Source organism: Burkholderia sp. AU38729 (assembly GCF_020419725.1).
Lineage (GTDB): Bacteria > Pseudomonadota > Gammaproteobacteria > Burkholderiales > Burkholderiaceae > Burkholderia.
In genome coordinates this window covers 234,962-247,650 of sequence record NZ_JAIZQO010000001.1, presented here as the reverse complement: position 1 = coordinate 247,650, position 12,689 = coordinate 234,962, and the positions used below count along the sequence as shown (strand labels likewise).

The 12,689-nt window shown below is 60.1% G+C and carries 11 protein-coding genes; all 11 read right to left on the bottom strand.

The genetic code is table 11. From position 1 onward, the window contains the following. Positions 1–140: 140 nt before the first annotated feature. On the bottom strand, positions 141–872 hold the full coding sequence (locus tag LGM56_RS01030; protein WP_226202254.1) for a hypothetical protein: 732 nt from the start codon (positions 870–872) through the stop codon (positions 141–143). A gap of 50 nt (positions 873–922) precedes the next feature. Then, on the bottom strand, positions 923–1,690 hold the full coding sequence (locus tag LGM56_RS01025; protein WP_226202252.1) for a hypothetical protein: 768 nt from the start codon (positions 1,688–1,690) through the stop codon (positions 923–925). A gap of 5 nt (positions 1,691–1,695) precedes the next feature. Continuing rightward, positions 1,696–2,451, bottom strand: coding sequence for a hypothetical protein (locus tag LGM56_RS01020; protein ID WP_226202250.1), 756 nt, complete (start codon positions 2,449–2,451; stop codon positions 1,696–1,698). A 5-nt stretch (positions 2,452–2,456) separates the two neighbouring features. Further along, entirely contained in the window at positions 2,457–3,185 is a 729-nt protein-coding gene (locus LGM56_RS01015) for a hypothetical protein (RefSeq protein ID WP_226202248.1), read from the bottom strand. Continuing rightward, on the bottom strand, positions 3,182–5,158 hold the full coding sequence (locus LGM56_RS01010; protein WP_226202246.1) for an alpha/beta hydrolase: 1,977 nt from the start codon (positions 5,156–5,158) through the stop codon (positions 3,182–3,184). Before LGM56_RS01010 ends, LGM56_RS01015 begins: the two co-directional genes overlap by 4 nt. Then, complete coding sequence (locus tag LGM56_RS01005; protein ID WP_226202244.1) at positions 5,155–7,671, bottom strand: type VI secretion system Vgr family protein; 2,517 nt, start codon at positions 7,669–7,671, stop codon at positions 5,155–5,157. Before LGM56_RS01005 ends, LGM56_RS01010 begins: the two co-directional genes overlap by 4 nt. A gap of 132 nt (positions 7,672–7,803) precedes the next feature. Next, on the bottom strand, positions 7,804–8,925 hold the full coding sequence (locus tag LGM56_RS01000; protein WP_226202242.1) for a hypothetical protein: 1,122 nt from the start codon (positions 8,923–8,925) through the stop codon (positions 7,804–7,806). A gap of 234 nt (positions 8,926–9,159) precedes the next feature. Continuing rightward, positions 9,160–9,663: an activator protein gene (locus tag LGM56_RS00995; RefSeq protein ID WP_089496324.1), complete on the bottom strand. Its 504-nt coding sequence runs from the start codon at positions 9,661–9,663 to the stop codon at positions 9,160–9,162. 182 nt (positions 9,664–9,845) lie between these two features. Next, on the bottom strand, positions 9,846–10,349 hold the full coding sequence (locus tag LGM56_RS00990) for a hypothetical protein (protein WP_039369510.1): 504 nt from the start codon (positions 10,347–10,349) through the stop codon (positions 9,846–9,848). A 121-nt stretch (positions 10,350–10,470) separates the two neighbouring features. Then, positions 10,471–11,295: an OmpW/AlkL family protein gene (locus tag LGM56_RS00985; RefSeq protein ID WP_089496322.1), complete on the bottom strand. Its 825-nt coding sequence runs from the start codon at positions 11,293–11,295 to the stop codon at positions 10,471–10,473. A 73-nt stretch (positions 11,296–11,368) separates the two neighbouring features. After that, positions 11,369–12,622: a DUF2957 domain-containing protein gene (locus tag LGM56_RS00980; protein WP_226202240.1), complete on the bottom strand. Its 1,254-nt coding sequence runs from the start codon at positions 12,620–12,622 to the stop codon at positions 11,369–11,371. Between the last annotated feature and the right edge of the window lie 67 nt (positions 12,623–12,689).

Below are 12,689 nucleotides of genomic sequence, written 5' to 3'. Positions count from 1 at the left end.
CTCTCGCGCAGCGGTCAAGAGTAGAAGCCAAGTGGAACAGCACATCCCGTCATCAACGTCAAGAAAATCATCGAATACAAGATCTGCAGTCCTCTATTTCTCATTTAGTTTCCTTCTCCGAGTAAAGGTAGTCATACGCCTCACGGTGTCAGAGACGCGTCAGGATTTGTGGGTTTGAGCGATGAATCGCACGTGATTCGATCTTGGCCGGAGGGTGTCGAGGCTCCCTGAAGGTAGTTAGGGCGCTTGGATGCCGCAAAACTGGATCCTCTGATTCCGGGTGGATAAGGCTTGCTGAGATCGATTCCATAAACCATTGGATACTCGCGCACATATGCTTCAGACTCGTCTGCGTAGTCGCTCTTGGCTACAAAGAGTCTTCCACCCACGACCGCGAATGTGTATCTCTTGGAATTTTCGAACGACTCAAAGCTATTCGTCGCGTAAGACCTCGCCTGAAATGTCACTCCTCCATCTGTCGAGTACCAGAAGGGAACCACGCAGCCCTTTTCACCATTTCCGCAGATCAGATGCGGTGGATACGCCAGCGGAAGGACAATATTCATACCGGTTGGGTCTGCGTTGATAATGCGTCCCTGAAAATTCTCGAAAAGACCTCGACCCAGATATTTTCGGATCCCTGCACGCGTATCGTTGTAGTAGCTTTCCCCATGATTGCAGTCCCGATAGCGCTCCAGCGTCACAAACCGGTGATCATCGATCCGATAGATCACCTGCGGCGGTGAGTCGTATGGCAGCGTCTCCAGCTTCGAACTCATGAAATCGCCCAATCCAAAGACGGGTCGCGCCGGCGGTTGGACCGCACAACCCTGCAGCAGAGCAAGCACTGCAATCACTGCAATCACTGCCACTCTATTTCTCATCTTGACTGGCTTCGCGGCTGTCTTCATATCCAATCGTCTTATTGCATCAACGGTGCATCGGGATTCGTCGGTTTGAGCGATGAATCGCAAATGATTCGATCTTGACCGGATGGCGTACGAAGACCATCTGGCATCAATTTCTTCCTGGATTGCCATGCGCTATCCGCATGAAAACCAGGTGGATAGGGTCCACCAACGTTGATACCCGGGATGAGCGGATACTGTTTTACTTGCAGGTCGTAGTCCGGCAGATCCCTCCGATATTGATACTTTACGGCGACGAACAACTTGTCCTTGGTAGCCGCGAACGTGTATTTCTTCGAGTCATCGAACGGTCTAAAGCTATGATCTGCGTAATCCTCGACAAGAAATGTTCGCCCACCGTCGGTTGAGTACAAGAAAGGCACCACGCAACCTTTCTCGCCATTACCGCAAAATGCTCGCGGCGGGTACGCCAGCGGCAAGACTATGTTCATCCCCGTCGGATCTGCATTGATGATGCGGCCTTGAAAATTCTCGAAGCGACCTCGGCCTAGGTACTTTCGAATACCTGTACGTGTATCGTTGTAGTAGCTTTCTCCGTGATTGCAGTCCCGGTAGCGTTCAAGTGTGACAAACCGGTGATCGTCGATCCGGTAGATCGTCTGCGGCGGTGAATCGTATGGCAATTCCTTGAGCGTCGAACTCCTGAAGTCGCTCAGCCTGAAGGCCGAGCGCTGTGGCTGCTGCGTTGCACAGCCCTGCATCAGCACAATCGAGACAATCACCGTCACTCGGCATATCATCGCAACTATCTTCTTATCCATTCTTCTTATTGCACCAACGGTGCATCTGGATTCGTTGGCTTTAGCGATGAATCGCAAATGATTCGATCTTGACCGGATGGTGTCGAGGCTCCCTGAAGGTAGTTCGGGCGCTTGGATGCCGCAAAACTGGATCCTCTAATTCCGGGTGGATAAGGCTTACTGAGATCGATGCCATAAACCATTGGATACTCGCGTACATATGCTTCCGATTCGTCCGCATAGTCGCTTTTTGCAACGAAAAGCCGTCCATTCGCGACTGCGAATGTATACCGCTTCGAATCATCGAATGGTTTGAAACTATGATCTGCATAGTCTTTGACGTGAAATGTCTGCCCGCCATCTGTCGAGTACCAGAAAGGCACCACGCAACCTTTCTCGCCATTACCGCAAAATGCTCGCGGCGGGTACGCCAGCGGCAAGACAATGTTCATCCCGGTTGGATCCGCATTGATGATGCGGCCTTGAAAATTCTCGAAGCGACCTCGGCCCAGGTACTTTCGGATACCTATACGCGTATCGTTGTAGTAGCTCTCTCCGTGATTGCAGTCCCGGTAGCGTTCAAGTGTGACAAACCGGTGATCGTCGATCCGGTAGATCGTCTGCGGCGGTGAATCGTATGGCAATTCCTTGAGCGTCGAACTCCTGAAGTCGCTCAGCCTGAAGGTCGAGCGCTGTGGCTGCTGCGTTGCGCAGCCCTGCATCAGCACAATCGAGACAATCACCGTCACTCGGCATATCATCGCAACTAGTTTCTTATCCATTCTTCTTATTGCACCAATGGTGCATCGGGATTCGTTGGTTTGAGCGATGAATCGCAAATGATTCGATCTTGGCCGGATGGTGTCGAAATGTCTCGTAGAAACTGAGGGTGTTTCGACGCAGCAAAGCTGCCCCCCGTAGCACCAGGAGGGTATGGACGACTCAAATTAATTCCGGCGATCATCGGATATTCCACGACATACGCGTCACTTCCGGCAGACTTTTCTGCAATATATAGCTTTGCTTTTGTCACGGCGAACGTATAGTTTTTTGAATCATCGAATGGTATAAAGCTATGATCCGCGTAATCCTCGATGAGGAATGTTCGCCCACCGTCGGTTGAGTACAAGAAAGGCACCACGCAACCTTTCTCGCCATTTCCGCAAAATGCTCGCGGCGGGTACGCCAGCGGCAGGACGATGTTCATCCCAGTTGGATCCGCATTGATGATGCGGCCTTGAAAATTCTCGAAGCGACCTCGGCCCAGGTACTTTCGGATACCTATACGTGTATCGTTGTAGTAGCTCTCTCCGTGATTGCAGTCCCGGTAGCGTTCAAGTGTGACAAACCGGTGATCGTCGATCCGGTAGATCGTCTGTGGCGGCGAATCGTATGGCAACTCCTTCAGCGTCGAACTTCTGAACTCACTCAGCCTGAAGGTCGGGCGATGTGGCTGCTGCGTTGCACAGCCCGATGCCAATACAACCAGCGTTATCACAACCGCAAGAGACCTCATGCCGATCCCCCATACTGCTGCCGAGCGAGGCGCTCACCGTCCGTCCTGCTTTGCTCCTCGGCCACCGTGTCCCAATCAATGAGGGCGGGCTTGACGACGGTTTCAGGTATACCGCTCTCGAGGTACGGATCCGTACCCTGCGTCCAGTCAGCCAGTTTCATCAAGGACGTCCAGAAGGATGGCATCTCATAGGAATCACAGAATCCGACGGGAAGATCGTAGGCGGCCACGCGCGCCATGAATGCCTGATGCTGTGGCAGCGTGCTGTGGTTCGTTGGCTCGGCCCTGTAGGTGTCGAGGCGCTCGAGCATTTCATCCTGACTTTCAAGGCGGGTCCCGCGCCTGGACGTGTAAATATCCTCCGTCGACACGTTCAGCTTGGGTTCATAGAGTGATCGATTGAAGCGGTAGTCCTTGTCGGCATAGCTACCGGTGTCAGGGTCATTCGGATCCACTTTCCACTCTCCCATCTGAGGAGCTTCTTCACGAGACTCTTCAAATATCCTCATCTCCTCGGCCGTGACCGGCTGCGGCACCCGCTCGGCGTTGATCGTGACCGTCTTGTCGGGATGCGGAACCGCCCAAAGCGTCAAGAGAGGGGGAATGATGTTCCGGTTGCCGTTCCAGAAGTCGGTCGGCTTTGCACCGGGAGCCAACTTATCCTCGGGCGTTGGTGGCAGTGTGCCGAACTTCTTTACGCCCGGCTCATCGCCAACCGGTGTGCCGCGTGCCAGCATGCGCTGCTTGACGGTATCTCCCAAGTCCTTGAGGAGTTCATCATCCACGCCCTGCCAGCCGATGCTTTTCAGCGGTGCAGCCCCCATCACCCGATCGTGCGGCGTGAAGTACACGTACAGTCGGCCATGATTGTCGCGCTCGTGTATGCCGGACCGACGCTTGTTGTCAGGCCGCCAGAAGTCCATGTCTTCGGATGCACCACATTGAAGCTGCTGTAACTGCGCTTCGGTCATGACACGTTTGTCCTGCTTGATTCGCAATGCAACATTCCGGAACGTATTGACGCGTGCCGCCTCGGTCGGACGATCGGGGCCGCATGCAAGGGCATCGGTGATCTTGTCGTCGAGTGCGTATGGCGAGTTCATCACGAACAGCGCATCGGGTGCACGTGTCGCACATAGTGCAGTGGCCGCCATCGCGATCATGGTGCCCTGGCTGTGCGACATGACCGTCACGGTATCGCGCGGGCATTTGTTTCTGATCGTGTCGATCAGTTTCGCCAACCGTTGTGCCGCGTGCGCATAGTAGCTGCGCGGTGGCGCATCCTGAAGCTGACGATCCGCTTCAGTATTCAGCCTCTCCATATCAAAACCGAACACGTGGCGGTTGAAGCCGGTTTTGCTCCACAATTGCTGGAGGTTGTTGGTACCGTTCTGAAACGGACCGCCGCCCCAGAACCACGGCCCGGACGGAGTATCGCTGCCCAGCCACTCGCCGTTTTCATTCGTACAGTGACGAGCCCAAAAATCGGCATCGTTCAGATTGCGTAGCGGTACACGCCAATTTCTCTCCTTGCCGGAGACTGCGCTGTAGCCCCAATAGAAACGGATCACTGGAGAATTTCCCGGTTTGGTTGGATCAATCTGGCGCGGAACAGAACGTCCGGTGTTGGGATCTTCTGTCAAGTATGCATTTGGTCTCAGTCTGGTTTCTTCCGTTCGACGCAAGCGTTCACTCAAACCGTCACACAGTGCTTCTTCCGCCGCGTCATACCACTCCCCCGTCGAATTGACGCCATGCACGAAAATGATCACCCCCGGCATGTGCGGTGGAATCCGGCACTCCGCACGCACCTCGAAGCTGCTCGGCGTGTGATAGGACTCCCAAAAAGGTTGCCCAAGATGATCGCGCTGCATCGGCACGACCCGCGTGGCGGCATGAAGCCGAAACGCCTCCGGAGCAGCGGCATCGTGGGCCACCCCGCCATCGGCCAACGAATTGTCCTGATCGGTCATGTATCAAGCCCCTCGCTTTTCTTCAACAGCAGCTTGAGACCTTGCGCGACATCCTGCCGGCTCAGCGAAGTCTCGCCTTTCTCGTCGGTCACGCCCTCGACGATCTGCCCATCCGCAAGCCGGATCCTGTATGCCCGGTTCGCCACCGGCCGGCCGGTGATGTGATCCGTCAGAATGAAGCGTTCGTCGTTTGGAACGCTGACCTGACCGAATTTAGGCAGCGGTAGCGACAGCGCACCCGGCCCCTCCTTCTGAATCTCGATGATCTTCAGGATCAGGCAACCGGCTCCGCCAATCTCCACATTGTCTCCCTGCACCTTGACGTAAGCCGACCCACCTCCACTCAGGACGACGCCATTGGCGGCATTCACGGTCGCGGCGCCATCGGCGCTCGTGATTCGCATGTCCTTCTGAGCAACCAGTTCCATCGCGTCCGATTGCGCCTGAATCTGCACCTTCCCCCGCGCCGCATGGAGCTTCGCTCCCATCTTGTGAGCAAACAACGACAGTACTTCCCCGGCCGCGATCGCGACATTCCCGATCGCGCTCACGCTGAACCTGGCCGACGTCGCCACGCTCACATCCTTGCCCGCCGACACCATCACGCGATCCGGTGTCGCCATGCCGATGCCGTCCGGCGCCGACAAAGCGATGACCGCCTTCTTCAATCCCGTCAGCTCATCTTTCAACCATGCGTTTTCGGCCCGCAGGTCCGCGATTTCCGCCTTGGCCACCGCGGCGGCCTCGGCCAGCCCGCCGACCTGTGCCTGCGTGAACTGAAACTGGTTTGCCACGGGCCGCATGTCCGTCTGTTCGCCACGCGCCCGCTCCTGCATGTCGGCCGATACAAGTACGCCTCCACCTGCGCGCACATGACCACGCATGTCCGTACGAAGCTCGAATCCTTCGCCCCGATTCTGGTTGTCTCGATCGACTGCGTGGCCTAGATTCAACTGCGTCTTGCCGCGCTCGGTCGCGAGCTTGATATGCTCCTTGCCCTCCCGGTCTTCCATTTGCAGCGTGTTGTTCGACCGGGTCCGGATCGTATTGCGCGTCCCCCATGGATAGCCGCCGACGATCGGATCGGTATCCTCCGCCGTATGCAGCACCTGACTGATGTACGGCAGATCTGGGTTTCCCCACAGGAACCCGACCGTCACGATCGTGCCCTCGACCAGACCGAAATGAAAACCGGCTTGCCCCGCTCCCGCGAACGGCTTTGCCAGACGCATCGGGCAACTTTCGAGCCCTGGCGTGCGCTTGTCCTTATCGGCGTGAATATGGACGATGTAGCGTCCCTGGGCGTCGAGATAAGGATTTTTCCAGCCGCCGGACGAAGCCACGGTTCCGGTGATGACGCCTTCGATACGTGGCCACGCCTCTTCCTTGAGCGGAAGCCGGTAGAGCCGATCGGAAGGAGTCGCATCGAACTCGACCTGATACCCCGTCTTGCGCGATGCCCGGCATGTCACACGCACCGCGAGCAACCCATGCTTCGCATCCGGCAGTGTGCGATTCGTCAACTTCAGCACGGCCCCCGGCACAAGGTCCAGCATGTCGCAGGCGCCGCGATACTTGACCTGCTCCGCCAGCGCGGCTTCGTGCCGCAACAACGCCTCCCGCTTTGCTTCGTCCTCGGTCAAGTAAGGCGCGCCCCATACATAGTCCTCGCCGTACGCAGTCCGATCCTCCCGAATGTCGTGCGAAGCCTCAATCGGCTGAGCCGGCTGCCGTTCGGTGTGATAGCTGCGCACGGTGTGGCGCTTCGGCACCGTCGTCGCATGCATTTCGAGCGAATGGACCGATTCGCGCCCGTCAGTCATCAAGCCGCTATGCTCGCGGTATGGAACCACCAGTGCGTCGTCCCGACGGTAATGCGTGAAATCGTCGCCGAATCTCACGTGCTCGTGTTTCTCGCCCGCATCACAAACGAACCAGATTCCCGTGCGCCGACAAAGCCGTGTAATGAACGTCAGGTCGTCTTCCCCCCACTGCATCACGAACGCATGCTTGCGGTATTCCCGATACAGCGAGATTTCGACACTCGCGAATATCTGGTTGAACTCGTGCTCCTTCAGAATCTGCCTGATGATCTCAGGCTCGCTCATGTCCAGAAAGAAGCGGCAACGGCGCGAGCCGCGCAACAGCGCAAGACGCGACTCCAGCACTATCTCGTAGGTGGATTGATCCCGATTGCTATTCAGATGTGCAAAGCCCGTCACGATGCCATGGACGCGCCGGGCTGGCTCGGGTCGACTCCAGCGGTCGCGAGGAGGAGGCTGGATCGCGAACGTGCACGGCCTGTTCAGGAATTCGATCCGAGACAGATCGTGTTCGGGATGCGTAAACTGGATCGTGAATTTCGTCGGCTCGCCCATGCCGGACGTACCCTCGAACGCGAAGATATCCGCGAGCGCGGCACGCTTCGCCTGAGGCATATCGAGACGATAGAACTGGTGAATTTCGATACCGGCGCGCGCATCGGCATCGACAAGGACATTGCTCGGGGCCAAGGATTTTCTCCTGGTCAAACATTATCGAATTGATCCCGACAAGACCTTAATCTGCAAAACTGAAAAATCAAATAGAACGAGTTCGAAAATTCAATTAAACGAATACCTGACCGTCTGACACCAATTTGCGCGTCACTCGGGCTTCGTTTCACCCCTACCAAACTGCGCCGTCCCAACACCCCGCTTCCGCATCCGCTTGCCGCGAACGATCGGATTCCATCGCGACGTCAGGCTCATTGCGCCTTGCAGGCCTTCGAACGCGACGTCCTCCTTCGGCCCGAATCGACTGACCGCCGGCCACGCGAGCACGTGATCGAGCCATGCCTGCCATTCATCACCATGAAAGCGGCGACCAACTTCCCGAACGGCATCCGGCGCTGCAATCACGATGCCCGCCAGCAGGTAGTAGGCCCAGAAACTGCCCGCGCCGACGAGTCGATCGAGCCTGCACACGGATAACGCCGCGAGCAGCCCGTCCACCGACGCGAGATCGGCACGATGCGTGCGGATCGCCCGCGCAACGAGGTTGTGCTGACCGCCATACGCGGCAACAGAAGTCCCGTCGCCGGCAGCAAGCGCGGCCGAGAACGTCACGAGCGCCGCCATCTCGTCGATGCGCGATGCATCGTCGCGCGGCCCGCACACGCGCAGCACGATCGCGTCGATGACGGCGCCCGGCATGGCCGACGTTTCTCCATTCGCCGCCGCGGCAACGGCCAGCCTTTCTCTCAGGTTCTTCGGGGCCGGCGTGTCGCCGTGCGCGCCCTTTTCATGTTCGGCGCATTCGCCGTCATCGCCCCCGTTGCATTCGACACCACCGGCAATCCGCTCGAGCGCAGCCCAGCCGACATCGGGATCGTCGAATGCGCACGCATCGATCACACCGTACGCAGTGTCGAACACGGCGCGCGAGCCCGGGCAGCTACGTTCGGCTTCGGCGAGTTGCTGCATCGAAGGTACATGCGAGCACGCGCCGCGCGGGTCCGTCAGATCGCATGCGCAGGCGCCACCGTCCGACGCGATCCACGGCGCGAGCCGGCCAAGAATCGCTGCCGCTTCTCGAGACAGGTTCGCGCCCACCCGCATGCGTATCGCGCGCGACGCGATGACGGTCGTGTCGCCGGCGTCACCCGTGTCCGCCGCGCACGCGGCGGCGTCGAGTCGTTCGATCAGGTACTGCAGCCACGCGGCCGTGCGCAGCCGGTCAGGCGTCGCGCCGCGGGCATCTCCATACTTTGCTGGATCGGTAAGCATGGGTCTTCCGGGAGTGTTCTGGCCAATTTGAATTTGGTTGTTTCAATCGAATCGGGCAGCGCGGCACGCCGCGCCAGCCCTGCCTGTCCACCCGGATCGGATCGCGACACGGGCGGTCAGCCGGCCGTCGCACCGATACGCGCGACGACACGATTGCATCGGGGAATGAGGCGTCGGCCATGCCTATCGCGCGGCCCTCGTGCACCAGAGGCGCCCGGCTTCACTCAGCGACGCTTACTGCACGTGGAGCTTCGGCGATGCCATCAACGTGCCGGACCACACGCAGTCGGGTGTCCAAACGGCATTGTTGAACGTCAGCGATGCATTCGAATCGTTCCATGCCGCCACGAGCTTGCTCGGCCCGCAAGCGCCAAGCAGCTTGAAGTCCACCTGCGCGTTGTCGATCGAAAGCTGTGTCGCGCTGTCCACCTGCCCCGTCCACGGCGACGCGCTGCTCGCGGTACTGCTGGTCGCCGGACACCAGTTCCCCCCGCTGTACTGCACCGACGTGATATTGACGATACCCGCCGGCGTAATCGTCCCGTTGAACGTCACGGAGCAGTTCGAGACGATCGACTTTTTGCTGAGCGTGGTCAGCCCCGTCGCGGAGAACGGCTCGCCGTTCGGATTCATCGGTTGGCCGTCCACGCGCGAAACGGTCACCGCAAAAGCAGGCGCAGCCGAGACCGCAGTGAACACCGCTGCAGCAACAAGCGATGCGATTTGACGAATTTTCATCTGGATGGCCCTCTCTCTTGATATATGGCGGCCTTGCACGAGAAACACGGCCGCTCTGCGGAACGAATCCGGCCGACGCGCCGAATCATGCGACGGCACGGACCCATCGAAGCTGCGAATACCCGCCGCGCCTGCCGCACGGCCCTCGCACGCGGCCGGCACCCGCTTCGATCCGCGATCGCTTATTGCACGTGGAACTTCGGCGACGTCGCGACCGTGCCGCCCACCGTGCAATCCGGCGTCAGCGTGGCGTTGTTGAACGTCAGCGACGAGTTCGGATCGCTCCACGTCGTCACGACCTTGCTCGGCCCGCAGGTACCGAGCAGTGTGACGTTCACCTTGACGTTATTGATCGTCAACTGCGTCGTGCTGTCGGCCTGCCCCGTCCACGGCGACGCGCTGCTCGCGCTGCCGTTGATCAGCCCGCACGTCGCACCGCCCGAGAACGTCGTCGACGTGATGTTGACGATGCCGGTCGACGTGATCGTGCCGTTGAAGGTCGCGTTACAGGCCGCGGTGATCTGCCCCTTGCTGAGGTTCGTGAGGCCGGTCGCGGAAAAAGGCTCGCCGTTCGGGTTCATCGGCTGACCGTCGGCCCGCGTAACGGTGACTGCGAAAGCAGGCGCGGCCGAAACCGCGGTGAAAGCCACTGCAGCAACAAGCGATACGATTTTGCGAATGCTCATTTGAACTGCCCCCTCTCTTCACAAATGGCGGCACGCCGCCAGGAACGCGATCGTCCGGCCGGAGTGGTCCGGCCAGCCGGTCGCAGGAAGCCGCCGGCGCGCGTCATGCGCACCGGTCGGCTCAGAACTTGTAGGAAATCCCGACGAACGTGATCAGCGGGTCAGCCTTCAGCCGCGTGCGCGTGGTGGCCAGCGTCGAGCCGTCGGCCGCCTTGATCACGAGCGACGAGTAGGTCTTCAGCGGCATGTAGGTCAGCGTCGCCGTGAGCCCCCAGTGCTTGTCGATCGCATAGCTCGCGCCGACGTTGTAGACCGGCGTGAACGACGACGACGCCTTGCCCTCCACCGACGTCGGCCCCGGCTTGCCGGCACCGGCCGCAAGCACGCTGCCGAGGTTCTCGTTGATGTCCTTCGCGAAGTTGCCGTTCAGCTCGATGTTGCTGAACCAGCTGTAGGCCACGCCGATCCCGACGAACGGCCGGAACCGCGCGGTCGACGAGTTGAAGTAGTACTGCAGAATGATCGTCGGGCTCCACTGCCGCGCGTTCTTCACCGCCGGCTGGTTCGCCGGGTTGTCCATGTTGACGCTGCCGAGCGCGCCGGCCGGGCCGGGCGGCCGGATCGTGCCGTGCCCGGTCAGCGTGAACTCGGGCGGCACGCCGAGCACCGACGTCACCGCGATGTGGTCGGTGAAGAAGTGCGTCAGCGTGAGGCCGACGGTATCCGCGTTATTGACCGTCAGGCTCGTGCCCGGCGACGTGAACGACCCGGGCAGGCGCAGCGGCCCGTTGATCGGCATGCCGGCCAGATTCGTCGTCAGCCCGTTGGTCGAATCCTGCGGCATGATGTGCAGCCAGCCCAGCGTCGCGACGTTGTCGCCCGCCTGCTGGGCCGATGCGAGCGTCGACACGCCTGCGACGACACCCGCGACTATCAGCTTCTTCATGAAGTCTCCCCTCATTCTGTCCGGGCGCCGCGCATCCGCGCGCGGCGCCACCGTGTCTCCATCCAGGCGTGCGTCACTGCACGAATGCGCCGACCGTGAAGTACGGGTTGCTCGTATCGTTCATGTCGAGGAACCCGAATACGCCGCCGGTGAACACGAACTTGCCGGTCGCCGGCCCCGACGCCGCATCCGCATGCACGGTCGTCACGACACCCGGCACCTTCTGCGTGTAGTCGAGGTTCAGCGCACGCGTGAGCGCGGCCTGCGACGCATTGAACGGATCGAGCAGCGTGGCCTGCGCGCCGACGAGCGCGGTCGCGCGGTAGTTGAACGCGCTGTCGACACCCGTGTACTCGCCGTTCTGCGAGCCTTGCGCGATCGCCGTCTGCGGGCTCAGGAACGAAATGCCCGATTCGTCGTCCGCGCTCGGCGGCCCTTGCGTGAGGTCCGCGTTGGCCGCGCCGGTGCGGATGAAGATCGGCGCGAGCTGGTTGCGCAGCTTGCCGACGATCAGGATCCCCTTGCCGGCCTTCGCCGGATCGACCGCCGCGAGCGTCGGCGGAATCTGCGGCAGGTAGTTGAGCGACTGGAACGCCGGCGCATCGGGCCGCAGCGTGAACGGCTGGTTCACGGTCGCGCTCGATGCAAGCGGCTGCCCGCCGTTCTTCTTGCCGAAGTTGTCGGTCTCGACGTAGCTGCCGTCCGCGTTGATCGTCACCTGCTGGTCGAGCGCCACCGGCTGGAAGCTCTGCGACGGCACCTGGTGATAGCCGAGCTGGTTGTACTTGCCGGCGATCTTCGTCAGGTCGGTTTCCAGCGACGAGAAACTGATGAACGGGTAGTACGGGAACGTCGTCTTCGTGATCTTGCCGACGCCGATCACGCCGTCGAACTGAATCGTCGCGCCGGGAATCGCGCCGCCCAGCACACCTTCGCCGAGGAACAGCCGCGCGGGCCGGTTCGGGTCGAGGCTCGCGTTCTGCATCCGGAACGTGCACTGGTTCAGCTTCACGGTCGGCAGCCCCGTTTCGTCGGCGAGCGTGCCGTCGACCACGTTGGCCGGCGCCGTGTCGCGGGTCGGCTGCACGGTGCCCGTGGTGGTCGGCACCGGCGATGCGAGATACGTCATCCGGTACGTCATCTTCGTCGTGTCGAGCTGCACCTTCACGAGCTCGCCCGATCCCGACCCGCCGATGAACACCGTGTTGTAGTCGATCGTCTGCGGGCACAGCCGGACTACCGGTGCGGGCGGCGGGTCGCCGTCGCCGCCGCAGGCGGCCAGCACGGGTGCGAGCGACGCCGCGGCCATCCATTGCTTCAAATTCATAGGAATCCTCTTGAAATTCGATTCGCCGGCGGCGACGCATGCGCCGCCGGTGTTACGTGTTCAATGC

Bases quoted from the DNA above. Each gene is read 5' to 3' on its own strand.
- LGM56_RS01025 (WP_226202252.1), bottom strand. From the start codon at position 1,690: ATGGATAAGAAGATAGTTGCGATGATATGCCGAGTGACGGTGATTGTC.
- LGM56_RS01020 (WP_226202250.1), bottom strand. From the start codon at position 2,451: ATGGATAAGAAACTAGTTGCGATGATATGCCGAGTGACGGTGATTGTC.
- LGM56_RS01015 (WP_226202248.1), bottom strand. From the start codon at position 3,185: ATGAGGTCTCTTGCGGTTGTGATAACGCTGGTTGTATTGGCATCGGGC.
- LGM56_RS01010 (WP_226202246.1), bottom strand. From the start codon at position 5,158: ATGACCGATCAGGACAATTCGTTGGCCGATGGCGGGGTGGCCCACGAT.
- LGM56_RS01000 (WP_226202242.1), bottom strand. From the start codon at position 8,925: ATGCTTACCGATCCAGCAAAGTATGGAGATGCCCGCGGCGCGACGCCT.
- LGM56_RS00995 (WP_089496324.1), bottom strand. From the start codon at position 9,663: ATGAAAATTCGTCAAATCGCATCGCTTGTTGCTGCAGCGGTGTTCACT.
- LGM56_RS00990 (WP_039369510.1), bottom strand. From the start codon at position 10,349: ATGAGCATTCGCAAAATCGTATCGCTTGTTGCTGCAGTGGCTTTCACC.
- LGM56_RS00985 (WP_089496322.1), bottom strand. From the start codon at position 11,295: ATGAAGAAGCTGATAGTCGCGGGTGTCGTCGCAGGCGTGTCGACGCTC.
- LGM56_RS00980 (WP_226202240.1), bottom strand. From the start codon at position 12,622: ATGAATTTGAAGCAATGGATGGCCGCGGCGTCGCTCGCACCCGTGCTG.